The sequence below is a fragment of the Rheinheimera sp. A13L genome (assembly GCF_000217935.1).
Lineage (GTDB): Bacteria > Pseudomonadota > Gammaproteobacteria > Enterobacterales > Alteromonadaceae > Pararheinheimera.
In genome coordinates, this window is sequence record NZ_AFHI01000034.1 from 173331 (window position 1) to 197357 (window position 24027).

Sequence of the window (24027 nt, forward strand, 5' to 3'; positions counted from 1 at the left end):
TGTCACGCTGGAAAAAACTAAGTAAAACATCAGTGCTTGTGAAACTTTATTCACTAAAATAAAAATATCAGCTTAAATTAATTAAAATAATTACTGCAGGAACTCATTATGGCAATACTTAACGTTGCAGAAGTCGCCGCCTTTTTAGGTATCCAGGAGATCCGTGTTGAACGTCTGGCACGCGAAAATCTGTTAGTCGCCAACGGCAAGGATGATGAAGGTAAACCTCTGTTTGATGAAGAAGATGTAAAACGTTACAAAATTCTGGCCGAGCGTTTAGGCGGACTGTAAAACCTAGCCCTGAACAAGCCGCAGTAAATGCTGGTAACAGTCTGCTGCGGCTTGTTTGTGTCTGGGGTCCTGGTTGTCCAGCTCTTCTTGCCAGTACCACAACCAACAAAAGCCTGAATACACTATTTTCGCCAGTGCCACTTTTTCCAATAACTGCACACTGCAAGCCGAACCTCTGACCGCTCTGTAACTGTCCAGTAATAGCTGTTGTTCTGCCTCAGATAAGTCGAACTGCACTGTCAAAGCCACTAAATCAAAGACTACATCCGCCAACTGGCAGTATTCAAAATCAATCAGCCATAGTTTCTGTTGCCAGAGCAACAAATTTTGCCCATGCAAGTCCATATGGCATAAACCTATGTCTGCCTGAAAATACTGTAAATCGCGGGCCGCGGTGATCAATGGCAACCAGATATTTTGCGCTTCGGCCGTCCAATAGGGTTCCAGCTGAGTTTTTAATTGCTGTAAATACAGCCAGGGATCCAGCACCGCAGTTTGTACTGGTAACTGATGTAAAGTAGCCAGTTTTTGGGCTAAAGCCGAAATATTCTGCCGGATATAAGCCACTGAAGGGCTTTGAGCTTCAGGCAAAAACTCGGTGATCAACATACGCTGATGGTTATTCAGGCACAAAGGTGCCGGCGCTAAACCAGCGGCAGCGGCAGCATGCTGACAACGTAACTCCTGCTGCCGGCAAACGCCCAATACCGAAGGACCATAATGTCGCAGCACATAATGGCCTCTGTTGGTTTGCACCTGATAAGAGCTGGTTCTTTTGCCTTGCGTCAGCTGCTTTAGCAACAGCGGCTCGTGATCAGCAAAAAACTCCAGTTGCTGGCATAAATGCCAGATCAGGCGGGGTTCATCTGCTGTTGTTGCTGGTAGCTGTTGCGCCATACAAAAAATCCGATCAAAGCGATAATGGTATAGAGTACAAAAAGTGCAGTCGTAAAATACAGATGTTTTTGTATATACACATAAATACAGATGGCATCGATCACCACCCAGTACAACCAGTTAGACACCACTTTACGCGCCACCAGATAGGTCGTCATGACGCTAAAGGCCGTAGTTTGTGCATCTATGTACGCAAAATCTGCATCAGTGTACTGGTCCATCAAATAACCCAACAGCAAACCACAGAGCGCTGTACCGCCAATTAAATTCAGATGGGTGCCTGCTGACCATTCAGTCATACCCGACTGTCCGGCGGGCAGCTGTACCTGTTGTTGCCGCCAGCTGTACCAGCCGTAAAGCGCCATACCAGCGTAATACACCTGCAGTAAGGCATCAGATAACAAGGCCGAATGCCACATAATATGGGTGTACAACAAAGTGCTGAGCAAAGCGGCTGGCCAACACCATAAGCTCTGTTTCATCGCCAGCAGCACATAAGCCAGCGCCAGCAAGGTAGCAGCAAGCTCGAGCTGAGTCAGCGTTTTCCAGCCGCTAAAAACCTGCAGCCATGCGTCTAACATGGCCGTAAATCACCGTGCAAAAATTTCACCACAAACACCACTTTGCCATAGGTCTCAAAAGACCAACGAATACCTTGTTGTAACAACGCCATCACTTCGTCGTAATCGCCAAACACCTGAGTGCTTAATGTATTGGTGATCACCAGTACATTTGGATTGCTGTTCAGTAATTCGATAAAACCTTTAATAGGTTCTATATAGTCACTGGTTAGTGGGTACTTACTGATTTCAATAGATAATTTCATGATTCACCCTTTAAAACTGATAGCTGGCGGTGACACCTATACGGCGTGGTTCACCCAATTGTTCATAGACCTTTTCTGTGCCATTACCCCAACCGTCCCGTGGATCGTTGTCAAAGTAAAAACCCCGCACTCCGTATTCTTCATCCAAGGCATTGCGGCTCCATACAGCCAGCTGCACCTGATCCCACTGGTACTGCAAACGTAGATTCACTAAATGCATTTGCTCTGAACGCGCGTCATGACTGTCGGAATAATAAAAAGCAGCTTTGCTTTGCAAACCCAGATTTAAACTCAAATCAGTCGTCAGTAACCACTCACTGTTGACACTATATTGGTAGTTCGGAGCATGGGCCTGATCGCGACCAGTTTTATCTACACCCTCTTCAGTGATAAAACCACGGATTTCACTTTCAAGCCAGGCGGCATTGGCGAATAAAGTCCAGCTTTCTGTCAGTTGAACACGGCTTTCCAGCTCAAGTCCATGATTGCGGCCTGAAGCTGCATTATCAATAAAACCGACAAAAGACTGATCTCGTGTTACCCAACTGTTCACCTGCATATCATCACGCCACATGGCAAATACCGCCACTCGACTGACAATAGTCTGATCAGCAGAGCTGCCCTTGACGCCAAATTCAGCATTCCATAAGGTTTCAGGCGAAAAATTAGCTTTGCTGTTTAAGTAATCTGACATTTCTTCAGAGCCACTGCCCAAAGCTTTGCCTAATGCTTCACCATTCACACCACCTGCTTTGTAACCCCGTGAGCCCAACAGATACAAACTGGTTGAATCCGTCAGCGCTAAGCTTAAACTTAGTTTTCCGCCCCACATCAGTTCATCGTTTTGCTGGGTGATGCCATTGCTGTCACTGTACTCATCATCATAACGTTCAGCACGGGCACCTGAAGTTAAACTCCAACCATCGCCTAAATCTGTAGACCACTGCCCAAATGCCGCCATATTCTGGCGTTCAAAATCACTGAAAAACTGCGCTGCCTGCCATAAATCCCAGTTCCAGAATTGACGCTCCAGCTCAGTTTTCTGACCACTGGCATACCAGCCGAGTACCCAATCTCTTTGATCTTTGCCTAAAAAGCGTTGCTCCAGACTCCACTGGTCGCGCTCCCGCAAATAACGGTCTTCAGTGGCATAGCCATCAGGATGAATACCTTCATAACTCCAGTCTTCATCAAAACCATAGTCAGTGTCCGCTGTCAGGCCACTTAATTGGGTATAGACATTAGCCCAACTTAAGCCCTGATAATCGGCTTTGATGGCTAAAGCCCGGCTTTGTTGTAAGTCCTGGCCAGGCTTATCCGATAAAGTGGTGCGGTTAAGGTCTAATGAAAAAGCATCATAGCCATTGTGGATATCGCGGTAGTGAGCAATAAAATCCAGCGTCAGATCTTTGGTGGCCAGATAACGCAGCGCAGCGCGGGCCGAGGTTTCGTCAATATGGTTGGTATCGTCACGGTTTAAAAAGATGTTTTCGATAAAACCATCTGAGCTTTGATGATCCACAGCCAGCCGATAAGCCCACTGCTGGTTTATCGCAGTGCTGTAGGCGCCAGCTAATTGATAACTATCGTAATTTGCCAGGGTAGCGCTTAACTGACCTTCGCTATTGAAGCTGGGGGCATTGGAGGTTAAATTCAGCATACCGGCCATCGCATTGGCACCAAAACGGGTTGCTTCCGGGCCACGGAAAATTTCAACTTGCTGCACATCAGCTAAAGAACTGACACCTAAAGCTGAATAATCAATGCCGTCAATCAATACACCTACTGAAGGGTTGATGCTGTCGACAAACTCACTGCGCTCGCCTATACCCCGAATTTGTAAAAAACGGCCACGGGAAGCACCAGCTGAAAAGTTCACATTGGCGGCTTGCTGCAACAAATCATCTAAATGCTGGGCATTCTGACGGCTGATATCCTGCTGACTCAATACCAGAATACTGCCTGGCAGCTTTTGCAGTTGCTCCTGACGGAAATCGCCCTGCACCAGAATACGTTCGACAGCCTGTTCATTTTGAGGATTTTCTTCGGCGATCACAGCTGCGGATAAGCAGGCCATAACAGCCAGGGATAAAGGGGAAATTCTACGCATATGTGATACTACTCCGTTTAATCAATAGACGTAGGATCACGAAAGCAAAAGGAATACAGAAGTACCATCCCTCCGCCGGTATGATCCGGATCAGGTTCGAAGGGTTCGCGTTTGACGGCGTCTCAGCTAAAAGCACCCCTTGGTTCGCGGCGGAGTGTAACGGCTTTTTTTCAGACAGGCAATTGCCAGATCTGTAACTTTATACAGATCTGGCTTACGAATTAAACCAAAGCAGGTAAATACCAGCTGGCAATGGAGAAATAAATCACCACACCGGCCACATCAGCAATAGAAGTGATCAAAGGTCCACTGGCAGTTGCAGGGTCCATACCAAAACGGCTGAGTAAAAAAGGTAAAGACAAGCCAACTAAACTGCCCACCAGCACCACAATCAGCATAGTGGCAGCCACCACCAGCGCTATGTCCAGCCCGCCACGCCAGTAGCCCAGCGCGTAGACAGCAATAGCCATAGTAATACCTAATAAACCAGCCACCAGTACTTCTTTACCCAGCATCTTGCCCCAGTGCCTTAATTTAATATCACCAGTGGCTAAAGCCCGCACCATCAAAGTACCGGCCTGAGCACCTGCATTACCACTGCTGGCTATTAATAACGGCAGGAAAAACAGCAAAGCGATGTGTTCAGAAATAATCTGCTCAAAAGCAGCTAAACCAGCACCGGAGAAAATATTGCCAAACACCAGCACCACCAGCCAGACCACACGTTTACGGTATAACAAACTGATTTTGGCGTCTTTTACACTGCCTTCCAGCTTACCTATAGTGGCAGTTTTGTGAAAATCCTCAGTGGCTTCGGCTGCTGCTACGTCCATTGCGTCATCGTGAGTGACAATACCTACCAACTGGCCTTGCGCATTCACCACCGGAATAGCTATTAAGTCATACTTAGCAACGAGCGTGGCTACTTCTTCCTGCGCCGTATCCACTTTGACATGAATAGGATCATGTTTCATCACGTCATCAACCAGAGCATAAGTAGGCGCCAGAATTAATTCACGTAACGACAAAGCCCCTATTAAAGTGCGGTCCTGATCCACCACATAAGACAGGTAAATGGTTTCTTTATCCGGCGCTTCATTGCGAAGCACTTCAATGGCTTGAGCCGCAGTTAAGTCTGGTGACAACATGGCGTAATCTGAGCTCATAATGGCACCAGCCGTGCCTTCAGAATACGCCGATAAACTTAATACATCATCACGCTCAGCCTGAGCTAAGGCGGGTAACAAGGCTTGTTTTTGCGCATCAGACAGCTGGTTAAATAAGTCGGCTCTTTCATCCGACGACATCTGCCGGATCACGGGCATAAAATCCTGTCGGCTGACATTATGGGCCAGCTCAACTTGCTGATCTTCAGGTAAATAGCTGAATACATCGGCTTGTGTGCTTAACGGAAAACAGCTTAACAGTTGCCACAAATGCTCTGTGGAAAACTCAGCCAAAGCACCGGCTAAATCAGCGGCATGAGTATCAGCCAAACGAATGTGCAATACAGATAAATCGCCACTTTCAAGAGCGGCACGTAATGTATGGATCAGAACTAAAGGTTCCATGTTTTCACCTCGAACTACGGGCCGTAGTCGCAAGGTCAGGACAAACCAGCGGTCTACAGCAAAACTACAGTGTTAAGTTATGTGTCAGGCCAGGCCTGTGACTGGGAAGGTCCATAAAAACGGAACTCTCCTTTATACTTAGTTACGCGGGAAGGAATATCAGCTTAACTCATTGCTGATACAGTAAAAAACGAGCATCATTTTACTCCTGTAACCACTTAACCTCAACTTATTAGCGATCATAAGTGCGCGATTAAATTCTGCCCACAGCTGATCACCTAAAGGACTGTGCATGTTTGCTGAAAATCAGGCGCTCTGGTGGCAACCCCAAACCTTGCTGAATGAACAAAGCTGTAAAATTTTACTTGGGCCTTTACAGATATTTTTGCAGCGCAAGGCCGGAGAATGGCGTCTTGCGACAGAGCTGCTGACACAAGCAGAACATCAGCATGTGGAATCACAACTACTTGCTCAGTGGCCTCAACATCGCCAGGCAAGCCGCTTTGTATTTGAAAATGAGCCACTGCAATTTTGTTTGAAACCCCTGCTGGCAGACCGGCCTGTGGTGGTAAAAACTCACCAGCCTGTTTATGTTCCGCCTGGTGAACAAGTCACTTTTTATATCAGCAGTCCTGTCAGTATTCGTATTGAATTGCAACAACCCACTTTGTTATTGAAGGAAGTACAAACACTACGTTTGTCAGATACCTGGTTTGGTCCTAATACTCAGGTTGGTGAGTTATGTTATGCCGACAAAACTCAGGCCAGACAAAGTAAAGAAGAGCTGCCAAAACGAGTGCACAGAGCCGTAACCCCAGTCACAGTCAAAAATAATTCAAGCCAGATGATGAGTATTGAAAAACTCAGCTTACCTGTACCTTATTTATCCTTATACGGCCTTGTGGATGGCAGCTTGTGGACAGATCAGGTGATATTGGACCATCAGGACGATGCGGAGATGAGTCGACTACACATCAGTAAACAAATGCCAGCAGGTGCAGATGGTGCTGAACGTTTAGCCAAACCTCGTTTGTATATGGAAAAACATGGCCTGTTCCGGGCTTTCAGTGACTTATTTAGCCATTCGGCGAGCAGGAGCGGCTCATGATAGAACAATTGATGAATTATCTGGGGTCTGAAAAGTTTTTTTCTCTGATCCAGGCCGCAGTGCTGATTATTGTTGGCTTTTTTGTCGCAGGAATAGCAGCCAGAGCTACTTATAAACTTTGCCTGAAGCGATTCAGTCAACACCATGCCACTTTAAACCGTCGTTTGGTGTATTGGTTGGTATTAGCTTTGTTTATTGCCAGCGCTTTAAAGCAGTTGGGGTTTAACTTAGGGGTATTGTTGGGTGCCGCTGGTGTTTTATCTGTTGCTATAGGTTTTGCGTCCCAAACTTCAGTGTCAAACCTGATCAGTGGTTTATTTTTAATTGGTGAGCGACCTTTTCAGATTGGCGATACCATTCAGGTGGGCAACACCACAGGCGAAATTTTATCGATCGACCTGCTTTCTATTAAATTGCGTACTTTCGATAACCTTTTTGTCCGTATTCCAAACGAAAGCCTGATTAAAACTGAAGTAACGAACTTAACCCGCTTCCCTATTCGTCGGATCGACTTAAAAATTGGCGTGGCGTACAAAGAAGACATCAGTCAGGTACGGCAAGTGCTGTTTCAGGTCGCAGAGCAAAACCCATTAAGCCTGGATGAGCCAGTTCCTGTATTTCAGTTTTTAAGTTTTGCCGAATCCTCACTGGATTTACAGTTTTCTGTCTGGACCAGAAAAGAAAATTACCGGGAGCTTCGTACTTCTTTACTGGGAGAAATCAAAATAGCTTTTGAGCAGCAAGGAATAGAACTTCCCTTTCCACAACGGGATCTTAACCTGAGTAAAGACACTGTAGAGCTGTTGCAGCAAAACAGATATGACAAAACCTAAGGATAAACTGGCAAAGCGCTGAAACTATCCTAGAGTTAATCTGGCTTACCCACTAATTTGGTAAGTGTAGTTAAATCAAGGACTCATATGAAAAATATAAATAAAATTTGTGTTGCATTATTTTGCTTGGGAACAGCTTCTGCCACGGTAGCTGCAGAAGAAGTCGTCTATTCAACAGAAGGCTATTGTGTACTGGCCAATGAAGGTGTTGATAGCAGAATGTTAGACGCTTACGCCAAAAAGCTTGGAGATGCTCCCTCTAAAAAAGTCTGCAATGCATTTAAAGAAGTAGTAGCTGAAACACGACCAAAAGCCTGGGATTATCCTATGGGAAAACCTTATCCAGGTAGTGCCATCCGTTTGTCTGAAAAACAGATTGAAGCTATTAAAGCTGCTTCAAAATAAGCCTGTTTTCCTTGTTCAGACTGAGAACAACACTGTTCTCAGTCTTTTCTGCTCGCTCTTGCTGTAAATTGTGTCATGATAAAACTCAATCAACAGAAATGGATGTTGTAGTGTTGTCGATGCTGATGATGTATAGCCGTAATTTACTCCCGCCAAAAACAGCAACTTTTGCTCTTTTTTCGCTGCTGTTCAGCAGTCATGCTCTGGCATCTGACTTGTGTACCGAAGTCACTCCAACCACAGATTTTAGTGCCTATAAAGGGCAAACCATTGGGCAAGTGCTTTTTGTCCGTAACGACGTCTTTGATTTGGAACAACCAAACACCTACTGGTTTCACCGCTTCGCCAATCGCACTCATATAATCACGACCGAAACGACCCTGCAGGAAGATGTATTGTTTAAAGCCGGCGATCAGCTCGATGCCGAAAGTCTTGCCGAAACCGAGCGCTTATTAAGAACCAGGGGTTATTTACGTAAAGTCGAAGTTCGGGTAAGCCATCAGTGTCCGGATCAACAAGTAATAGTGACAGTCCATACCTGGGACAACTGGTCGCTTTTGCCAAAAATATCCCTGAGCCGCGAAGGTGGAGAAAGTCGTTCTACCTTTGGTTTAGCCGAAGACAACCTGTTTGGTACTGGTAATCAGGTCAATCTGGATTACGAGCACGACAGTGAACGCACCAGTTACCTGCTCAATTTCCGCTCACCAAATATGTTTGGCAGCCACTGGGGCTTAAATACCCGTTACGCCGAAAAGTCAGATGGTGAATCTTATTTAATCGCCATCGAAAAGCCCTTTTATCGCTTGCATGCGCCCTGGTCTTTTGCTTTAACTCTGGATCAGGACAGTCAGGATATTAACGAATATCTGTTGGGTGAAGAAGCCAACGAGTATCAAAAACAGAAAAACTACTTTGAAATTCAGGGTGGCCTGAAACTGCTGTCCGATGAGAACTGGGTACAGCGTTTTTTTGTCGGTGCCACCCATAACGAAGTGCAATTTAAAGAAACAGCGGACACCTTGTTTGGTACACCAGAAAAACGCGATTTATCGCAGTTTTGGCTGGCGTGGCAGTATCTGCAAGCCAACTACCGCCAGATGTTTAACATTTACCAGTTTAACAGAGTAGAGGACATTAACCTGGGCTGGCAGGCTGATGTAAAACTGGCTTATCTGGCGCCTATGCTCGGTGCAGATGACCATGGCTGGCAAGTGACAGCATCAGCCTACAAAGCCACTGAATTGACAGTAGATAACTATCTGCTGACTTCAGCATCTGCCAGTCAGCTGGAACAGGCAGAACTCAGCCAAACCTTACTGAAGAGTCATTTAATGTGGGTTCACAAGCTGGATCCACAACATAGTCTGGTAGGTCAGCTCACCTATCAATACGGCAATGACTTATTCCGCGATGAGCGTTTAAGTTTGGGTGGTGACACAGGACTGCGGGCTTTCCCCCTGTATTATCAAACAGGTGAACGCTTAGCCCTTGCGACTATGGAATACCGTTATTACAGCAGTTTATCCATTGCACAGATTTTTGACGTAGGCTACGCCACTTTTGCTGATGTGGGCCGCACCTGGGGTGATAATCCGGATTTACCAGGCAGCTCAGGCGATCAAACCTTATATGGTATAGGTGCAGGTATACGACTACTGTCCAGTCACAGCAGCCGTGGCACCATGATCCATATAGACCTCACCAAAGCTTATGGCGGTGATGACGATTTATCCGGAGTCGAATGGCGGATATTGGCTAAACGCAGTTTCTAGTGCTCATTTTGGCATTGTGGGCAATAGACTGTGCTGCGCTGACCTAAACGTATTTCTTTCAGTTCAGTCTGGCAACTGAAACACTCTTCACCACCCCGGCCATACACCAACAATTGCTGGGCAAAATAGCCCGGCTTACCATCGGTCTGGCTAAAGTCTTTCAGCGTTGTGCCACCTTGAGTAATAGCCTTCGCCAGTATCTGTTTCACCACTTGCACCAGCAGTTCTGCTTTTTCTTCCGTTAGTTGATTTGCAGGCATTTTTGGGTGAATACCAGCCTGAAATAAAGCTTCATTAGCATAAATATTCCCCACCCCCACTACCACATGATTGTCCATCAGCACCAGCTTAATCGCACTGCTGCGCTTTTGGCAGGCAGACAGCAACATAGCACCGTGGAAATCACCCAGCAGAGGCTCAGGGCCTAAGTTCGCCATCAGCGTATGCATTGTGTCTTTCGCTTGCCACAGCACAGCACCGAAGCGTCTGGTGTCGTTTAATCTCAGCACTAAGCCATTACTTAAATAAATATCGACATGGTCATGTTTCCCAGCCGGAGTATGTTGCGGTACTACTTTCAGATGACCTGACATGCCAAGGTGAATAATCAATTCACCTTCAGGCAAATGGATTAACAGGTATTTAGCTCTTCTTGTCACATCAAGCACTGGTTGTTGGTGAATTTCCAGCACTTCATCCGGTATTAACCAGCGCAGCTGGCGCTGTCGCACTACAACCTTCTCAATACGCTGCTGCTGCAAATGGGGGCTAATGCCTAAACGGGAAACTTCTACTTCTGGTAATTCTGGCATAACACCCTCAACGTAAAACGGCTGGAAATAATAAGTCGGCCTGGCCTGGTGGCAAGCGATACCACAGATCCATATCAACAGCTTTCAGCCAATGATTATCACCTGCCTGATACAACTGCCAGTGCTGCTGCGCCGGTTTACCGGTCAGCCAGACAGATACTTCGGTGATCAGCACAGGGTTGACTGGGTTTAGCGGCGATTTCTCCGGCAACACCGCTTGTTGCCACTGCTGCAATAAAGCCGTTAATTCTTCGTCTGTCAGCACCGCAGGTTGCACACGCCAGTTTGGCCCTGCCCGCTCAATTTGATGAGCTGGAAAATGCAAAGCCAACAGCGTCTGGTTTGCAGAAACAAGTTGCGGCTGTGGTTCGTTGCTTCCTTGCTTAAAGTACTCAGGCAGACCAATAAACAGTGCGATTAAAATCACCACTGTATAAATCATGACGTTATTCCAGCCTTTTTGACTTAAACGGATCATAAAGATAAAAACCAATACAGAAGAAAAACAGCAGTGTAAACCAGAGTCAGGAGGAACAACCAGAAGAAAGCGAAGAAGATATAAAAATGCAGAATACGATTACGGAAAGACAAAAAGGTCTGGAACGATTTTCACTCACATCGTCCATGATGTTCGCCTTCGGCAGCTTGCGCTGTGCAAAATAGCTGTCCTGCTATTTTGTGAACATTGGAGCGAAGCGACGATGGCCCGACAGGGTGAGCGCCATGGATGGCGGCGAATAAAAACCCGACTTGCGTCGGGTTTTTTAAGTTCAATTACTTGATTTTCGCTTCTTTGAAAATCACGTGCTTACGCACTTTAGGATCGAACTTTTTGATTTCCATTTTTTCTGGCATGGTGCGTTTGTTCTTCGTAGTTGTATAGAAGAAGCCAGTACCAGCAGAAGAAACTAAACGAATTTTATCGCGCATAATTTACTTCCTTAAACCTTCTGACCTTTAGCACGCAGATCGGCTAAAACAGTATCGATGCCATTTTTGTCGATAATACGCATACCACGAGTGGAGATACGTAAAGTCACAAAACGGTTTTCGCTTTCAACCCAGAAACGGTGAGTTTGCAGGTTAGGCAGGAAACGGCGCTTAGTTGCGTTGTTGGCGTGTGAACGACGGTTACCTACCATCGGACCCTTACCAGTGATTTGGCACACTCTAGACATGTCAATGTTTCTCCAAAATTACTTCAGCTCGAGCTTCGTTCATCCTTCTGGCCAAGAAGAATGCCCCGGATTTCTGAAAGGGCGCAATTTATACACGAAAGCCTGATCAAATTCAAGCAAATCTGTACGGTTCAGGCGATCGTTTGCACATCCAAACTTCAGACCTTTATAGCCAGCCGCGTTCCGCAAAGGAAATAACCTCTGCATCACCCACTACAAAATGATCCAGCAACTTAATGTCGACCAGAGACATGGCTTGAGTCAGGCGTTCCGTTATAACCCGATCGGCACGGCTCGGCTCTGCAACTCCGGATGGATGATTGTGAGCCAAAATAACGGCGGCGGCATTATGCGCTAAAGCACTCTGAACTACAATACGCGGATACACAGGAGACGCATCAATAGTGCCGAAAAATAACGGTTCGGCGCAAATAAGCCGATGTTGGCTATCCAAATACAACAACATAAAAACTTCACGTTTTTGCGAGGCTAGACTTTGTTGCAGATAACGCTTCACCATAGCGGGTTCGGTAAAGACAGTATCACGCTGCATACTTTGCACAAGATAACGCTTACTTAGCTCCATAACCGCTTGTAATTGCACATATTTTGCCTGTCCTAAACCATGACCTTTGCAAAAATCCGCCTGACTGGCTGCTAATAAAGGTCGAAGCCCGCCAAACTGATGCAATAAAGTGCGGGACAATTCCACAGCATCCATACCGGCCACACCAGTACGTAAAAAAATAGCCAGCAATTCGCCGTCAGATAAATGCTCTGCGCCATGCGCCAGTAGTTTTTCTCTTGGCCTTTCGCCTTCAGGCCAGCTTTTTATACTCATCTTCGCCTCCTTGAGTTTTTGTTTTCCTTCATCTTTCCGTGTTATCTTAACGCCAACTTAACCACTTTTTGCTGCGACAGACATGGCACTATTACTGGCAGGAAAACGCATTTTATTAGGCATTAGCGGCGGTATTGCCGCTTACAAAAGTGCCGACTTAATTCGCCGTCTGAAAGAACGTGGCGCTGAAGTACGGGTGATTCAAACCGACGCAGCGCGCGAATTTATTACGCCTTTAACGTTGCAGGCGTTGTCTGGCCATCCGGTGGCCAACAGCTTGCTCGACCCTGCTGCTGAAGCCGCTATGGGCCATATTGAGCTCGCCAAATGGGCTGATTTATTACTTATAGCCCCAGCTTCGGCTGATTTAATTGCCCGCTTAGCCCATGGTCTGGCCAACGACTTGTTGAGCACTTGTGTGCTGGCAACTGACGCTCCTGTGGCAGTTGCTCCTGCAATGAATCAGCAGATGTATAAAAATATAGCCACCAAACACAATATAGACATATTAAAGACACGTAATTTTTACATTTGGGGCCCTGCCGCAGGCGAACAAGCCTGCGGTGATGTAGGTATGGGCCGGATGTTAGAACCTTTGCAGTTAGTGGATTTAGTGCTTGAGCATTTTGCGCCACAAGTTCAGCCTTTAGCTGGCTTGTCGCTGGTGATTACAGCTGGCCCTACCCGCGAGCCTATAGACCCAGTGCGTTATATCTCTAATCACAGCTCGGGCAAAATGGGTTTTGCCTTGGCTGACGCCGCAGCGCGCTTAGGCGCGCAAGTCACATTAATTGCAGGACCAGTGCAGCTAAAGACTCCTGATCAGGTAAAGCGTATTGATGTGGTCACGGCCGAAGAGATGTATCAGGCCGCATTAGAGCAGGCGATCAGCGCAAGCATCTTTATTGGCTGCGCTGCGGTAGCAGATTATAAAGTGGCGCAGGTCGCGACACAGAAACTGAAAAAAACCAGCGACGATAGCACCAGCCTGACCTTAGTGAAAAATCCGGATATTATTGCCGCAGTGGCAGCTTTAAAGTCACAGCGCCCTTTTACTGTGGGTTTTGCTGCTGAAACTCAGGATCTGGCCAATTATGCCCGCCAGAAACTGGCGAAGAAAAAACTGGATCTGATTTGCGCCAACGACGTATCCCTTTCAGGCCAGGGTTTTAACAGCGAACACAATGCTCTCACTGTATTTTGGGCCGACGGCGAACAGCAGCTTGGCTTACAAGCCAAAACAGAGCTGGCACACCAACTTCTTTTATTGATTAACGAGCGTTATCTGCATGAAAAAAGCCATTGATTTAAAAATTCTCGACCCACGTATCGGCACAGAGTTCCCTTTACCGGCTTATGCCACGCCGGGCAGCGCTGGTTTAGATTTACGGGCTTGTCTGGATGTAGAACTACAACTGGCTCCGGGCCAAACCAAGCTGATCCCTACCGGCTTAGCAATTCATATTGGTGATGCGAATTTATGCGCCACTATACTGCCACGCTCTGGTTTAGGTCATAAACACGGCATAGTGCTGGGTAACTTAGTGGGTTTAATCGACTCGGATTATCAGGGCCAGCTGATGGTGTCTATGTGGAACCGTTCACAGGAACACTTCACTATTAACCCGGGCGATCGTATCGCGCAGTTGGTCTTTATGCCGGTGGTACAGGCAGAATTTAACATAGTTTCAGATTTTGACGCTTCAGATCGGGGCGAAGGTGGATTTGGTCACTCTGGCCGAGCTTAACCTGAACCAGGGATAAGCTGCGCCTCTGAACGAGCATCTTTTCGCGCCTCTCTGCGTTGCTTTGTCTAGCCATAGGTTACTATGGCGTACGACAAAGCGCCTTGAGATCCACAAAAATCTGCGCATTCAGTAAGGAAAGAGTTTTTGTCTTAAATGCATTTCCCTATCTAATTGATTTAGGAAGTAAAAATAAATAAATTTCGACACTCATTATCCCAAGTTCAGGTTAATTAGTGACAAGGATATCCATGGCAACCACTAAACGCCCCAACCGCAAAGAAGATATTTTGCAGGCTCTGGCCGCTATGCTGCAAAGCCATGCGGGTCAGCGGATCACCACAGCAGCTTTGGCTGCTCATGTTGGTGTATCCGAAGCGGCTTTGTACCGGCATTTCCCCAGCAAAGCGCGGATGTTTGAAGGATTAATCGACTTTATCGAAGACACTTTGTTGTCTCGTATTAATGCGATAGTGCAGGAACACAAACAAACTGAGCAGCGTATCGAGCTGATCATGCAATTGCTGCTGATCTTCGCCGAACGCAACCCTGGTATTTGCCGCATTCTGACCGGCGACGCCTTACAAGGTGAACAGGAACGTTTGCAGGAACGCATCAGCGCTTTGTATGAAAAGCTGGAAACTCAGCTGAAACAATGTTTACGCGAACGTAAGTTACGTGAAGGCAAAAGTTTTGCTGTGGATGAAGGTGATTTAGCCAACCTGTTGCTGGGCATTTGTGAAGGCAAAATGCAGCAATTTGTCCGCTCAGGTTTTGCCCGCTTACCTACAGCTCAATGGCCAAACCAATGGGCTTTGCTGCAAAAAACTTTGTTTGGTTAAAACTCACAGAACTCCACTCTTAGCTCAGTCTGAACCACTGAGCTTATAGTTAAAACGGCACCCTCAAACTAAGACCAAACTGACGACCGGATCGGGCCGGAATAGTATTGATACTTTGGCCTACAAATTCGGCCTGATAAATCTGCTGATCCCAGAGGTTATAGACTGTGGTTTGTAACTGAGCGTCGTAAAAATCAGGCAAAGGCAGACGCCAGGACAAGTTCATCAACCAATACGCATCTGCTGTTGGATTAAGCAGTTGTCTGTTGCTATTTCGAACCAGAACATCTTCCGCCTCGCCAGTGTATTGTAAAGCCGCATGCAAAGACCCCCACAGATCCGACAGCTGATAGGTTATTGCAGATTTCATCAGCCAGTGTGGCACAGTGGTAAAGTCTTTTATCTCATTCACCTCATTTTGTTGCCATGTGATGGCAAGGTCCGCCGTTAAACGGTCCATCACTTGCCCTGACCATTCCAGTTCTACGCCATGCAGTTGCATCTCCCCCTGATTGACAAAATCAATCACCCGGTCAGCAGCCCTTTGCCTGCTGATCAACTCATCCGCCTTGCTCTGAAACAGCGTCAAACTAAAGCGCTCAGCATCAGCCTGATAAAACAACTGCAGATCGGTCGTATTCACCCGTTCTGCTAACAAATCTGGATTGCCACGCAAACCACCTGTCACCTCACCTGCCGGGTTTCTTAAAATTAAATTGAAGTTAGTTTCTACCCCATAAGGATCACGATAAGCATTGGCATGTAAAAGCTTCACTGCCCAATCCTGGTTCGCTTGCCAAACCAGCGCCATGCGGGGCACCCATTCATTGCTTCCCAACTGACTGTTGTTGTATTGCAAACCAGCAGACCATTTCCAGTCGCTGTGGAAACTCCAGTCTGCCTGCACAAAAGCAGTATCTCTGCGATTTTTGGTCAAAGGCACAGGCCCATTGGTTAATCCAGCTTCAGTGCCAAAACGTTGCCACCACAAAGAGCCTCCCAACTGCCAGCTCCATACCTTTGAAGGTTGCCAGTGCTGATTCAACTCCAGATAACGTTCTGTTGAGTAGGCATCATAGTTGTAATGGCTGAAATCCATACGGGCAACGCTGACTGCAGAATCCAGCCATAACTTCTCAGATTGCTGCCACTGATGACTTAAAGCAGCATGATGCCTTTGGCTGTCGACCTTGCGATCCTCTGGTAACACAGTGCCGGACCAACTGGTGCTGGCACCAAAAAAATCCTGAGTGCCGGATAAACTCATCAGATCCAGCTGCCAATCCTTATAAGTCAGGCTGCTGAACAAACCGAGATTACGCTGCCCGTAATCTATGCTGTTTTCCACTCCTGCATTATCAAAAGAACGGAAATCCCAACCATCCGACCTGCTGACTTTAGCGGCAAATAACAGCTTCAGTTCCTCTCCGCCACTGAGTAGTAAAGAACCTGATTGGTAGCCCTGTTCGCCCATGCTTAGTTGAATGGATTTACCACCTGCTTCAGTCGTCACCAGATTAATAACACCACTGTAGGCATTAGAGCCATAAAGCACCGAGCCTGGGCCACGGATCACTTCAATCCGGCTTATGGCCTGAACCGGAAACGCATTGTAAATCGCAAAATTAATACCGCCTGAGTAACTTTCCCTAAGCGGCTTACCATTGAGTAAAATCAGCACATGGTTATCGGCGTGAGTTAACAAATCTCCGCGCACAGAAGACACATTATTAGGAAAGAAGTGAGAGCCAGTCATATAAAAACTGCTGACCTGCTCCAGTAATTGATATAAAGAATCTGCCCCTGAATTGCGAATTTGATCAGCGCTGACAATAGTCATCACAGCAGCGGCTGATTTTAAATTTTCTTCATAACGGCTGGCGGTCACCACAGGAATGTCCATCAGCTCTGTCAAACTCATCTCAAACAAATCCTGTATTTCCTCCGCAGCCAGAGGAAAAACAGCAGTCAGTATAAAAAAAGCCGGAATTACAGAGCGCAAATGCGACATAACTGCCTTGTCTGACTAGAATAGGATCTTAACAGGAGTTTAGGAATCAGTATCTTAGATGGCAAGTAAGCGGAAAAATTATTTATATCCGGCTTTTATTAGTCTGACGCTGACAGGCCTGTGGTCGGTATTCGCTTTCGGCTGGATGGCGCCGGCCTCAGCCGCTATGGATGCAGCGCCTATGGACGAGCAAAGATTTTCTGCGATGCAGGCCGCTTATATTTACAATATTGCCAAGTTTTTTGAATGGCCGGCCCAACAGGGGCAAGGTACTTTTGATATTTGTTTGCTTGGGCCAAAAAATGAGGTACTGGTAACCCAGTTACAAAAAGGTACCGAAAAACGTCAGCTCCAGCAATTACCCGTCAGAATACTGCAGATCGACAGTACAGATAGCAGTACAGAGGCCAGCCAATGCAAAGTACTGTATTTTACTCAGTCACCGGAACATTCAGGCTTCACAGATTTACCCCAACTGCATCATCAACAAGTATTACGCATTTCCGCCCCCTACGTCAGTTCAAGCCCATATTCTCAGGTTGATATGGTGCTGGAAGGCAACAGAATAGTGCTTTATGTCAAAGCTCAGGCTTTGACGGAATCTGGCCTGCAAGCCAAAGCGGCCTTTTTATCCATAGCGAAGCAGAGGTAAATCATGATGATCCAGCTCTCTTTCCGCTACCGGGTATTTTTTTCTATTTTGCTGCTCACCCTGCTGAGCCTGAGCATAGTGCTGGTGCCCTTATTCTGGACCAGCAGCGATCAGTACAAAGCTCAGTTGCAATCTTATACCAGCGCTCAGGCTCGTATTCTGGCTTCAATGAGTTCAGCAGCCATAGTCTTTGATCAGCCCGAAAGTGCCAGCGCTATGCTGGACTCTTTAAAAGAGTCGCCGGATATAGTTTCTGCCAGCTTGCTGAAATACGATGAATTTAGCGATAGCCATCAGCTTTTTGCCAGTTATGGTAAAGAGCCTGTCTCCCCTTCTTCAGAGCAGTTAAAAGAACAACACATTTTTGATGCCGACTATCTGCATAGTGTTACCCCTGTGATGGTGGACAACAACTTGCTGGGGTATTTACGCCTGACCGTGAGCCTTACCCCACTGAAACAACAATTAGCTCAGTTAAAATGGGGTTTAGTCTTAACACTGCTGCTCACCCTTGGCCTCGCCAGTTGGCTGGCACTGATAGCCAGCAGAAGTGCTTTGAGGCCCTTAGATCATTTGAAAAGGGTCACCAGCTCTATAGCAGATACCAAAGATTACAGCAGACGCGCCAGCAACTCCTCTGATCCTGATATTCAGGGCTTGATCCAGTCATTTAATGCCATGCTGGGTGTGATTGAGCAAATTAACAGCGATCAACAGGACAAAGAGCAGGAAATTCTGGAACTGAATAAAACTCTGGAACAAAAAGTACAAAGCCGCACTGCTGAACTTCAGCATAGTGTGCAGGAGCTGGATCAGACCTTGCAGCATTTAAAAACCACTCAGACCAAGCTGGTTGAGCGGGAGAAAATGGCTTCTTTAGGCAGTCTGGTGGCTGGTGTAGCCCATGAAATTAATACCCCGGTGGGAGTTGCTGTAACAGCTGTCACTCACCTGAGTTTTTTAACCTCCGAGTTAAGCCATGCGGTTGAAAGTGGCTCTATCAGCAAATCTATGTTCAGCAAAATGACAGCTGAATTGAATGAAACTTCAGCCATTGTGTTAAAAAATCTGGAACGGGCTGCAGAGCAAATCCGTAGTTTTAAAATGGTGGCTATTGATCAGTCCAGCGAAGAAGCTCGCGAGTTTAACTTGCTGGAATATATACAAAATATAGTCCTGTCTTTAAGGCCAAAACTGAAATATACCCAACATCAAATCAAACTGGAAATAGACCCAACAATCCAGCTTTATAGTTTTCCCGGAGTGTATTCGCAGATTTTTACTAACCTGATTATGAATTCACTGATCCACGGTTTTAAAGATATAGAAGCAGGCGAAGTGGTGATCCAGGCACAGCAACAAGAAGGTTTTTTGCAGCTGAATTATTACGACAATGGCAAAGGTATAGCCAAAGAAATTAAAACAAAAATATGGGATCCCTTTGTCACCACCAACAGACAGGCGGGAGGCAGTGGTTTAGGCACTTATATTTTGTATAACCTGATCACTCAGGGCCTGAATGGCCGTATTGATTTAGTAGACGATGTGCAACAAGGAGTGCATTTTGCGATGTTAATTCCGCTGGTGAACGAACCCGCTCACCAGCAGAATGATCTTTAACTGAATTTTTGCCAGATAGCGGCTGCCCATACGAGTGCAACAAATACTAAAGCTGAAGTCACAGCAGCAGAGCCCATATCTTTAGCCCGGCCTGATAATTCGTGCCGCTCTAAACTGACACGGTCGGTTAAGGCTTCAATGGCTGAGTTCAGTAACTCAACAATAATCACCAGTAACCAGACGCCCATCAGAAGCGCAAAATGACCAAAATCAGCAGCCAGATACCAGGCAAATGGTATAGCAGCCAAAGTTAAACCCGCTTCCTGACGAAAGGCAGCCTCGTTCACCCAGGCTGCGGCAAAGCCTTTACGGCTACAATCTGCAGCTTTAATAATACGCCCAAAACCTGTGCCATTTGGCTTGTTCATAGCTTGTCCTTAAAACTGCATCACACTCGGGCTAACAGCTTAGCTCACACCATACTGGGCACGGTACGCAGACACAGCTTCTAAATACTGGGCCAGCTCTGGTTTGCCTTGCAGGTAGTTGATTAAGTCGTTTAAACAAATGATAGAGATCACTTGAGTGCCAAAGTCGCGTTCGACTTCCTGAATAGCTGAAAGTTCGCCCTGACCTTTTTCCTGACGATCCAGCGCAATCAGCACACCACTTAAACTGGCACCTTGCGCCTGGATCAGCTGCATTGACTCACGAATAGCAGTACCTGCTGTGATCACATCATCAACCAGCATCACTTTGCCCTGTAAAGGTGAGCCCACTAAGTTGCCACCTTCACCATGGGTTTTGGCTTCTTTGCGGTTAAAGCAATAAGGCACATCTTTACCGTACTGATCAAACAAAGCCACAGCAGTAGTAGTAGCTATAGGAATACCTTTGTAGGCAGGGCCAAACAACAGGTCAAACTCTACACCGGCGTCTTCTAAAGCCGCGGCATAAAAACGACCTAAACGGGCTAAATCACCACCCGTATTAAATAAACCTGCGTTAAAAAAGTACGGGCTGGTACGGCCGGATTTCAGCGTAAAACTGCCAAACTTCAGTACCTGACGCGACAATGCAAATTCAATAAAGTCTTTTTGAAACTGTTTCATCTGAACCTCTTACGCCAGCACTCGTTTTTGTTCGTCGATAATTTCACGGATAGCGTGTTTGCCTAATTCCATCATCTGCTGCATTTCTTCAAAGCTAAATGGAGCTTCTTCAGCCGTACCCTGAATTTCGATGATTTTGCCGGTTTCAGTCATCACGATGTTCATATCAGTTTCAGCGTTTGAATCTTCGGCGTAGTCTAAATCGGCCACAGCTGTGCCTTTATAAACACCAACAGAAACCGCAGCGACCATAAAATTCAACGGGTTAGTTTTAATCAAACCTTTAGCGCGCATAAAATTCAACGCATCGACTAAAGCCACACAAGCACCGGTAATAGAGGCAGTGCGGGTACCACCATCGGCCTGGATCACGTCACAGTCGATCGTAATAGTGTTTTCACCCAACAGCTTTAAATCCACAGCAGTACGTAAAGCGCGGCCAATCAAACGCTGAATTTCCATAGTACGGCCACCCTGCTTACCACGAGCCGCTTCACGGTCGTTACGGGTATGAGTTGCACGTGGCAACATGCCATATTCAGCTGTGATCCAGCCTTTGCCCTGGCCTTTCATAAAACGTGGCACACCTTCAATCACGCTGGCAGTACAAATAACTTTGGTGTTACCAAACTCAACCAATACTGAACCTTCAGCATGAGCCGTAAATTGACGGGTGAAAGTAATAGGACGAATTTGACTCGCTGTTCTGCCGCTAGGACGCATGGTGAAGCCTCAACCTGATATTAAAAGTGCTTCATTATAGGGATTTCACCCTTGCAGTGCCATCTATACGCTAAGTAATTGCGCTAAGGCGGTTTTGCCTCAGGCCAGACATCATTCGCCAACAAAGTTGCAGCTTCAATTAAGACGGGTATACTCGGCATTATTTTGTTTTTCAGGACACCAATATGATCCACAGTATGACCGCTTATGCCCGCCACGAAATTCGTGCCAGCTGGGGCAATGCCGTTTGGGAAATCCGCTCCGTTAACCAACGTTATCTGGAAAGCTATTTCCGCCTGCCAGAACAGTTTCGTTGCTTAGAAGGTTTATTACGCGACAAACTGCGGCAGAAACTGCACCGCGGCAAACTGGAAATCAACCTGAAATACAGCGCATCAAACACTGCTGGTGAGTTAAAAATTAACGAAGCTTTAGCTAAACAACTGATGCAAAGCGCCAGTGTATTAGCCGAGCAAAGCGGAAAAGCCCAACTGAACGTGGTTGATATTCTGCGCTGGCCTGGTGTGATGGAAACTCAGGAAGAAGACATCGACAGCCTACAAGCCGAACTGATGGCAGCTTTTGACGCCGCCTTAGTCGACTTTGTAGCAGGCCGTGGCCGTGAAGGTGTAGCCATAGAGCAAATGATCCGCGACCGTCTGGATCAAATTGGTACTCATGTCAGCACCTTACGCACCCATTTACCGCAAGCCCTGCAATGGCAACGCGACAAAATGTTAAACCGCCTGCAGGAAGTAAAAGCAGAACTGGACCAAAACCGCCTCGAACAGGAAATGGCCTTTTTAGCGCAGAAATCTGACGTGGCAGAAGAGCTGGACCGTTTAGACGCTCATATCAAAGAAACCCGCCACAGCCTGAAACAAGGCGGAGCCATAGGCCGCCGCCTCGATTTTATGATGCAGGAATTCAACCGCGAAGCGAACACTTTATCCTCTAAAGCCATTTCCACAGAAATCACCAATACAGCGGTGGAACTTAAAGTTTTAATTGAGCAGATGCGGGAACAAATTCAGAATATTGAATAAAATCCACAGACATCCATTTAAATTTATTAATTAATAAAATTCAACGACTTATATAAAAACAAAGTCCATAACAATCCACCACCATCCACCAAAAGCCAACCAAAACTGGTGAGTAAGGTGGTGGGTATGTTAGACTAACTCAGACAGCTAGCGGCGAGTAAAATTACTTTTACATAACTTACTGATCTGAGAGGAAAATATGGGCAGCCTCACCGCAAAGAAAGTTGAATCCCTAATAAAGGGCGAACCTGGTAAGTACGCAGATGGTGAGGGACTGTACCTAGCAGTTCCCAAGTCAGGAAAGTCATTTTGGTTTCTTCGCTATACAGCTAACGGTAAACGTCGGGAGATGACTTTAGGCCAGTGTGCCAATATGTCATTGTCAGAAGCACGCGCCGAAGCCGTGATGCAGAAAAAGCATTTAGTAGTTGAAAAGGTAGATCCACTTTTTCTAAAACAACGCGCCAAACAGCACAAACTGCAAACCGTAGACGATCTATTTGCTGACTGGCATAAAGGCAATATTAAACGGCTTAAGCACCACAACATCCCTGAACGGGTATACCGCAAAGACATAGCTCCGCATATTGGCTCGGCCCCACCTAACAAGGTAATGGCTCGTGATATTCAGTACATTATAGAAAGCATCACTGAATCAGGCCGCCCTACTATCGCCAATGACGCACTGCTGTATTTAAAACAGTTATTTAACCACGGCATAAAGCTGGATGTGGTGGGCGCAAACCCTGCCAGTGCTTTTAATGTCAGTGATGCTGGTGGCGTAGAGCAAAGTAAAGATCGGGCACTCACCTTTGAAGAGCTGACACGCGTATTTGAAGTTTTTCGGGAAAATAGAGATAGTTTTGCCAGAGAGAACTACCTAGCTTGCGCCCTCTTAGTCACGTTAGGCGTGCGCAAGGGCGAGTTAACAGAAGCTAGTTGGCAAGAGATCAACTTAGAGACAGGAATTTGGGAATTACCGAAAGAGCGCAGTAAATCAGGTGTAGGGCTCACTATCCCTCTACCTGATTTATGCATCACTTGGTTTAAAGAGTTGGAAATACGCGCAGCTGGCTCGCCTTATGTATTCCCCAATAGACGCAGTAGTAAAAACCCGCATATGGGGCCAGACACCCTTAACCGAGCGATTACTAAGCTGTTTGGCCATGAAGCGGGTAAAAAGATACAGCCACCTAACAAAATGGGCGATATTCAGCACTTCTCAGTACATGACTTACGCCGCACTTGCCGCACCATGCTGGCGCAAATAGGCGTACCAGGCCATGTAGCCGAGCGCTGTTTAAACCATAAGCTTAAAGGTGTAGAAGGGATTTATAACAAGCATGATTATTTTGAAGAGCGGAAAGAAGCGCTGGATAAATTGGCGGAACATTTAAGCGTTCTCATTCAAAATTAGGAAACTCAATACAAATAAATCACCATCACAAGCAAGAAAACTGAGTGATGGTGATGTAATGCCACTTATTTAATTTTCATCCTCGTCAGAGCCCTGGTACTCATCGTGGTTAGGATTTAACTGGTTGGCATGGTTGTCCAGGCTATCCCAGTAAGCGTCGTTATTCGGATTCATGCTGTCACTACGATCATCGTTTGGTGTTCTGCTCATACTGATTTTCCTCGGGTTAAAATTCAATTGTTCTCACAAGCGCCATGCAAGTACTTATTGTT

Annotated in this window: 27 protein-coding genes and 1 riboswitch; of the genes, 12 read left to right on the forward strand and 15 right to left on the reverse strand. The window is 46.4% G+C overall.

The genetic code is table 11. The features are described 5' to 3' along the window. The first annotated feature begins 108 nt into the window (after positions 1-108). Positions 109-291 carry a hypothetical protein gene (locus RHEIN_RS15745; protein ID WP_008899972.1) on the forward strand — a complete coding sequence of 61 codons (183 nt, stop codon included), beginning with the start codon at positions 109-111 and terminating at the stop codon, positions 289-291. Positions 292-294: 3 nt separating this feature from the next. Here the strand turns inward: RHEIN_RS15745 and RHEIN_RS15750 are convergent, their stop codons facing one another. The 5 genes from RHEIN_RS15750 to mgtE all read right to left on the reverse strand — a co-directional run bounded on the left by RHEIN_RS15750 (position 295) and on the right by mgtE (position 5695). Next, on the reverse strand, positions 295-1188 hold the full coding sequence (locus RHEIN_RS15750) for a phosphotransferase (protein WP_008899973.1): 894 nt from the start codon (positions 1186-1188) through the stop codon (positions 295-297). Beyond that, positions 1143-1769, reverse strand: a complete 627-nt coding sequence (pnuC, locus tag RHEIN_RS15755; protein ID WP_008899974.1) for a nicotinamide riboside transporter PnuC — start codon at positions 1767-1769, stop codon at positions 1143-1145. The genes RHEIN_RS15750 and pnuC overlap by 46 nt, the downstream gene beginning before the upstream one ends. Further along, on the reverse strand, positions 1763-2014 hold the full coding sequence (locus RHEIN_RS15760) for a YkoF family thiamine/hydroxymethylpyrimidine-binding protein (RefSeq protein ID WP_008899975.1): 252 nt from the start codon (positions 2012-2014) through the stop codon (positions 1763-1765). Before RHEIN_RS15760 ends, pnuC begins: the two co-directional genes overlap by 7 nt. 10 nt (positions 2015-2024) lie before the next feature. Then, on the reverse strand, positions 2025-4124 hold the full coding sequence (locus RHEIN_RS15765; protein WP_008899976.1) for a TonB-dependent receptor: 2100 nt from the start codon (positions 4122-4124) through the stop codon (positions 2025-2027). Positions 4125-4174: 50 nt separating this feature from the next. Continuing rightward, a riboswitch (TPP riboswitch) is annotated at positions 4175-4274 on the reverse strand. 71 nt (positions 4275-4345) lie between these two features. Further along, a complete protein-coding gene (gene mgtE / locus RHEIN_RS15775; RefSeq protein ID WP_008899977.1) occupies positions 4346-5695 on the reverse strand; it encodes a magnesium transporter in 1350 nt (449 codons plus the stop codon). A 292-nt stretch (positions 5696-5987) separates the two neighbouring features. On the opposite strand from mgtE, the gene RHEIN_RS15780 reads away from it, so the two are divergent. From RHEIN_RS15780 to RHEIN_RS15795, 4 genes are all read left to right on the forward strand, one after another. Then, a complete protein-coding gene (locus RHEIN_RS15780; RefSeq protein WP_008899978.1) occupies positions 5988-6803 on the forward strand; it encodes a DUF432 domain-containing protein in 816 nt (271 codons plus the stop codon). Then, entirely contained in the window at positions 6800-7636 is an 837-nt protein-coding gene (locus tag RHEIN_RS15785; RefSeq protein ID WP_008899979.1) for a mechanosensitive ion channel family protein, read from the forward strand. The genes RHEIN_RS15780 and RHEIN_RS15785 overlap by 4 nt, the downstream gene beginning before the upstream one ends. A gap of 87 nt (positions 7637-7723) precedes the next feature. Beyond that, positions 7724-8041, forward strand: a complete 318-nt coding sequence (locus tag RHEIN_RS15790; protein WP_008899980.1) for a hypothetical protein — start codon at positions 7724-7726, stop codon at positions 8039-8041. Between the two features lie 98 nt (positions 8042-8139). Next, on the forward strand, positions 8140-9816 hold the full coding sequence (locus RHEIN_RS15795; protein ID WP_139056485.1) for a BamA/TamA family outer membrane protein: 1677 nt from the start codon (positions 8140-8142) through the stop codon (positions 9814-9816). Here the strand turns inward: RHEIN_RS15795 and mutM are convergent. The 5 genes from mutM to radC all read right to left on the reverse strand — a co-directional run bounded on the left by mutM (position 9813) and on the right by radC (position 12647). After that, complete coding sequence (gene mutM / locus RHEIN_RS15800; RefSeq protein ID WP_008899982.1) at positions 9813-10628, reverse strand: bifunctional DNA-formamidopyrimidine glycosylase/DNA-(apurinic or apyrimidinic site) lyase; 816 nt, start codon at positions 10626-10628, stop codon at positions 9813-9815. The genes RHEIN_RS15795 and mutM overlap by 4 nt on opposite strands. Positions 10629-10635: 7 nt before the next feature. Beyond that, positions 10636-11106 carry a hypothetical protein gene (locus RHEIN_RS15805; protein WP_008899983.1) on the reverse strand — a complete coding sequence of 157 codons (471 nt, stop codon included), beginning with the start codon at positions 11104-11106 and terminating at the stop codon, positions 10636-10638. Positions 11107-11402: 296 nt separating this feature from the next. Further along, positions 11403-11558: a 50S ribosomal protein L33 gene (gene rpmG, locus RHEIN_RS15810; protein ID WP_008219722.1), complete on the reverse strand. Its 156-nt coding sequence runs from the start codon at positions 11556-11558 to the stop codon at positions 11403-11405. Positions 11559-11569: 11 nt separating this feature from the next. Next, positions 11570-11806, reverse strand: a complete 237-nt coding sequence (rpmB, locus tag RHEIN_RS15815; protein ID WP_008899984.1) for a 50S ribosomal protein L28 — start codon at positions 11804-11806, stop codon at positions 11570-11572. A 166-nt stretch (positions 11807-11972) separates the two neighbouring features. Continuing rightward, positions 11973-12647 carry a RadC family protein gene (gene radC, locus RHEIN_RS15820; protein ID WP_008899985.1) on the reverse strand — a complete coding sequence of 225 codons (675 nt, stop codon included), beginning with the start codon at positions 12645-12647 and terminating at the stop codon, positions 11973-11975. A gap of 82 nt (positions 12648-12729) precedes the next feature. Between radC and coaBC the strand changes: the two genes are divergently transcribed. From coaBC to slmA, 3 genes are all read left to right on the forward strand, one after another. After that, positions 12730-13953: a bifunctional phosphopantothenoylcysteine decarboxylase/phosphopantothenate--cysteine ligase CoaBC gene (gene coaBC, locus RHEIN_RS15825; protein WP_008899986.1), complete on the forward strand. Its 1224-nt coding sequence runs from the start codon at positions 12730-12732 to the stop codon at positions 13951-13953. Then, positions 13937-14395: a dUTP diphosphatase gene (gene dut, locus RHEIN_RS15830; protein WP_008899987.1), complete on the forward strand. Its 459-nt coding sequence runs from the start codon at positions 13937-13939 to the stop codon at positions 14393-14395. The genes coaBC and dut overlap by 17 nt, the downstream gene beginning before the upstream one ends. A 248-nt stretch (positions 14396-14643) precedes the next feature. Then, positions 14644-15234 carry a nucleoid occlusion factor SlmA gene (gene slmA / locus RHEIN_RS15835; protein WP_008899988.1) on the forward strand — a complete coding sequence of 197 codons (591 nt, stop codon included), beginning with the start codon at positions 14644-14646 and terminating at the stop codon, positions 15232-15234. 49 nt (positions 15235-15283) lie between these two features. Here the strand turns inward: slmA and RHEIN_RS15840 are convergent, their stop codons facing one another. Then, positions 15284-17155, reverse strand: a complete 1872-nt coding sequence (locus RHEIN_RS15840; protein ID WP_158005490.1) for a TonB-dependent receptor plug domain-containing protein — start codon at positions 17153-17155, stop codon at positions 15284-15286. 148 nt (positions 17156-17303) lie between these two features. Between RHEIN_RS15840 and RHEIN_RS15845 the strand changes: the two genes are divergently transcribed. Both RHEIN_RS15845 and RHEIN_RS15850 read left to right on the forward strand, forming a co-directional pair. Further along, positions 17304-17897 (forward strand): YfiR family protein, encoded by a 594-nt coding sequence (locus RHEIN_RS15845; protein ID WP_008899990.1) that lies wholly within the window; start codon positions 17304-17306, stop codon positions 17895-17897. 3 nt (positions 17898-17900) lie between these two features. Next, a complete protein-coding gene (locus RHEIN_RS15850; protein WP_008899991.1) occupies positions 17901-19517 on the forward strand; it encodes an ATP-binding protein in 1617 nt (538 codons plus the stop codon). Here the strand turns inward: RHEIN_RS15850 and RHEIN_RS15855 are convergent. Genes RHEIN_RS15855 through rph form a run of 3 tightly spaced genes read right to left on the reverse strand, consistent with a single transcriptional unit; the run spans position 19514 to position 21292 of the window. Next, complete coding sequence (locus RHEIN_RS15855; protein WP_008899992.1) at positions 19514-19885, reverse strand: diacylglycerol kinase; 372 nt, start codon at positions 19883-19885, stop codon at positions 19514-19516. The genes RHEIN_RS15850 and RHEIN_RS15855 overlap by 4 nt on opposite strands. A 39-nt stretch (positions 19886-19924) precedes the next feature. Next, positions 19925-20569, reverse strand: a complete 645-nt coding sequence (gene pyrE / locus RHEIN_RS15860; protein ID WP_008899993.1) for an orotate phosphoribosyltransferase — start codon at positions 20567-20569, stop codon at positions 19925-19927. Positions 20570-20578: 9 nt separating this feature from the next. Then, the gene (gene rph, locus RHEIN_RS15865) at positions 20579-21292 is read right to left on the reverse strand and encodes a ribonuclease PH (protein WP_008899994.1); all 714 of its coding nucleotides are present in this window, start codon (positions 21290-21292) and stop codon (positions 20579-20581) included. Between the two features lie 185 nt (positions 21293-21477). On the opposite strand from rph, the gene RHEIN_RS15870 reads away from it, so the two are divergent. Both RHEIN_RS15870 and RHEIN_RS15875 read left to right on the forward strand, forming a co-directional pair. Then, a complete protein-coding gene (locus RHEIN_RS15870; protein WP_008899995.1) occupies positions 21478-22338 on the forward strand; it encodes a YicC/YloC family endoribonuclease in 861 nt (286 codons plus the stop codon). Between the two features lie 199 nt (positions 22339-22537). Then, the gene (locus RHEIN_RS15875) at positions 22538-23755 is read left to right on the forward strand and encodes a tyrosine-type recombinase/integrase (protein ID WP_008899996.1); all 1218 of its coding nucleotides are present in this window, start codon (positions 22538-22540) and stop codon (positions 23753-23755) included. A gap of 69 nt (positions 23756-23824) precedes the next feature. Here RHEIN_RS15875 and RHEIN_RS21120 read toward each other — a convergent pair whose 3' ends face one another. Next, positions 23825-23965 carry a hypothetical protein gene (locus RHEIN_RS21120; RefSeq protein WP_008899997.1) on the reverse strand — a complete coding sequence of 47 codons (141 nt, stop codon included), beginning with the start codon at positions 23963-23965 and terminating at the stop codon, positions 23825-23827. Positions 23966-24027 lie beyond the last annotated feature (62 nt).

Excerpts from the sequence above, each read along its gene's own strand:
- rph (WP_008899994.1), bottom strand. The coding sequence starts at position 21,292 with ATGCGTCCTAGCGGCAGAACAGCGAGTCAAATTCGTCCTATTACTTTC.
- RHEIN_RS15780 (WP_008899978.1), top strand. The coding sequence starts at position 5,988 with ATGTTTGCTGAAAATCAGGCGCTCTGGTGGCAACCCCAAACCTTGCTG.
- pnuC (WP_008899974.1), bottom strand. The coding sequence starts at position 1,769 with ATGTTAGACGCATGGCTGCAGGTTTTTAGCGGCTGGAAAACGCTGACT.
- RHEIN_RS15855 (WP_008899992.1), bottom strand. The coding sequence starts at position 19,885 with ATGAACAAGCCAAATGGCACAGGTTTTGGGCGTATTATTAAAGCTGCA.
- pyrE (WP_008899993.1), bottom strand. The coding sequence starts at position 20,569 with ATGAAACAGTTTCAAAAAGACTTTATTGAATTTGCATTGTCGCGTCAG.
- RHEIN_RS15760 (WP_008899975.1), bottom strand. The coding sequence starts at position 2,014 with ATGAAATTATCTATTGAAATCAGTAAGTACCCACTAACCAGTGACTAT.
- RHEIN_RS15790 (WP_008899980.1), top strand. The coding sequence starts at position 7,724 with ATGAAAAATATAAATAAAATTTGTGTTGCATTATTTTGCTTGGGAACA.
- RHEIN_RS15805 (WP_008899983.1), bottom strand. The coding sequence starts at position 11,106 with ATGATCCGTTTAAGTCAAAAAGGCTGGAATAACGTCATGATTTATACA.
- dut (WP_008899987.1), top strand. The coding sequence starts at position 13,937 with ATGAAAAAAGCCATTGATTTAAAAATTCTCGACCCACGTATCGGCACA.
- RHEIN_RS15850 (WP_008899991.1), top strand. The coding sequence starts at position 17,901 with ATGATGATCCAGCTCTCTTTCCGCTACCGGGTATTTTTTTCTATTTTG.
- mgtE (WP_008899977.1), bottom strand. The coding sequence starts at position 5,695 with ATGGAACCTTTAGTTCTGATCCATACATTACGTGCCGCTCTTGAAAGT.
- rpmG (WP_008219722.1), bottom strand. The coding sequence starts at position 11,558 with ATGCGCGATAAAATTCGTTTAGTTTCTTCTGCTGGTACTGGCTTCTTC.
- RHEIN_RS15875 (WP_008899996.1), top strand. The coding sequence starts at position 22,538 with ATGGGCAGCCTCACCGCAAAGAAAGTTGAATCCCTAATAAAGGGCGAA.
- RHEIN_RS15870 (WP_008899995.1), top strand. The coding sequence starts at position 21,478 with ATGATCCACAGTATGACCGCTTATGCCCGCCACGAAATTCGTGCCAGC.
- coaBC (WP_008899986.1), top strand. The coding sequence starts at position 12,730 with ATGGCACTATTACTGGCAGGAAAACGCATTTTATTAGGCATTAGCGGC.
- RHEIN_RS15845 (WP_008899990.1), top strand. The coding sequence starts at position 17,304 with ATGGCAAGTAAGCGGAAAAATTATTTATATCCGGCTTTTATTAGTCTG.
- slmA (WP_008899988.1), top strand. The coding sequence starts at position 14,644 with ATGGCAACCACTAAACGCCCCAACCGCAAAGAAGATATTTTGCAGGCT.
- RHEIN_RS15750 (WP_008899973.1), bottom strand. The coding sequence starts at position 1,188 with ATGGCGCAACAGCTACCAGCAACAACAGCAGATGAACCCCGCCTGATC.
- radC (WP_008899985.1), bottom strand. The coding sequence starts at position 12,647 with ATGAGTATAAAAAGCTGGCCTGAAGGCGAAAGGCCAAGAGAAAAACTA.
- RHEIN_RS15840 (WP_158005490.1), bottom strand. The coding sequence starts at position 17,155 with ATGAGTTTGACAGAGCTGATGGACATTCCTGTGGTGACCGCCAGCCGT.
- RHEIN_RS21120 (WP_008899997.1), bottom strand. The coding sequence starts at position 23,965 with ATGAGCAGAACACCAAACGATGATCGTAGTGACAGCATGAATCCGAAT.
- RHEIN_RS15785 (WP_008899979.1), top strand. The coding sequence starts at position 6,800 with ATGATAGAACAATTGATGAATTATCTGGGGTCTGAAAAGTTTTTTTCT.
- RHEIN_RS15795 (WP_139056485.1), top strand. The coding sequence starts at position 8,140 with ATGGATGTTGTAGTGTTGTCGATGCTGATGATGTATAGCCGTAATTTA.
- RHEIN_RS15765 (WP_008899976.1), bottom strand. The coding sequence starts at position 4,124 with ATGCGTAGAATTTCCCCTTTATCCCTGGCTGTTATGGCCTGCTTATCC.
- rpmB (WP_008899984.1), bottom strand. The coding sequence starts at position 11,806 with ATGTCTAGAGTGTGCCAAATCACTGGTAAGGGTCCGATGGTAGGTAAC.
- mutM (WP_008899982.1), bottom strand. The coding sequence starts at position 10,628 with ATGCCAGAATTACCAGAAGTAGAAGTTTCCCGTTTAGGCATTAGCCCC.
- RHEIN_RS15745 (WP_008899972.1), top strand. The coding sequence starts at position 109 with ATGGCAATACTTAACGTTGCAGAAGTCGCCGCCTTTTTAGGTATCCAG.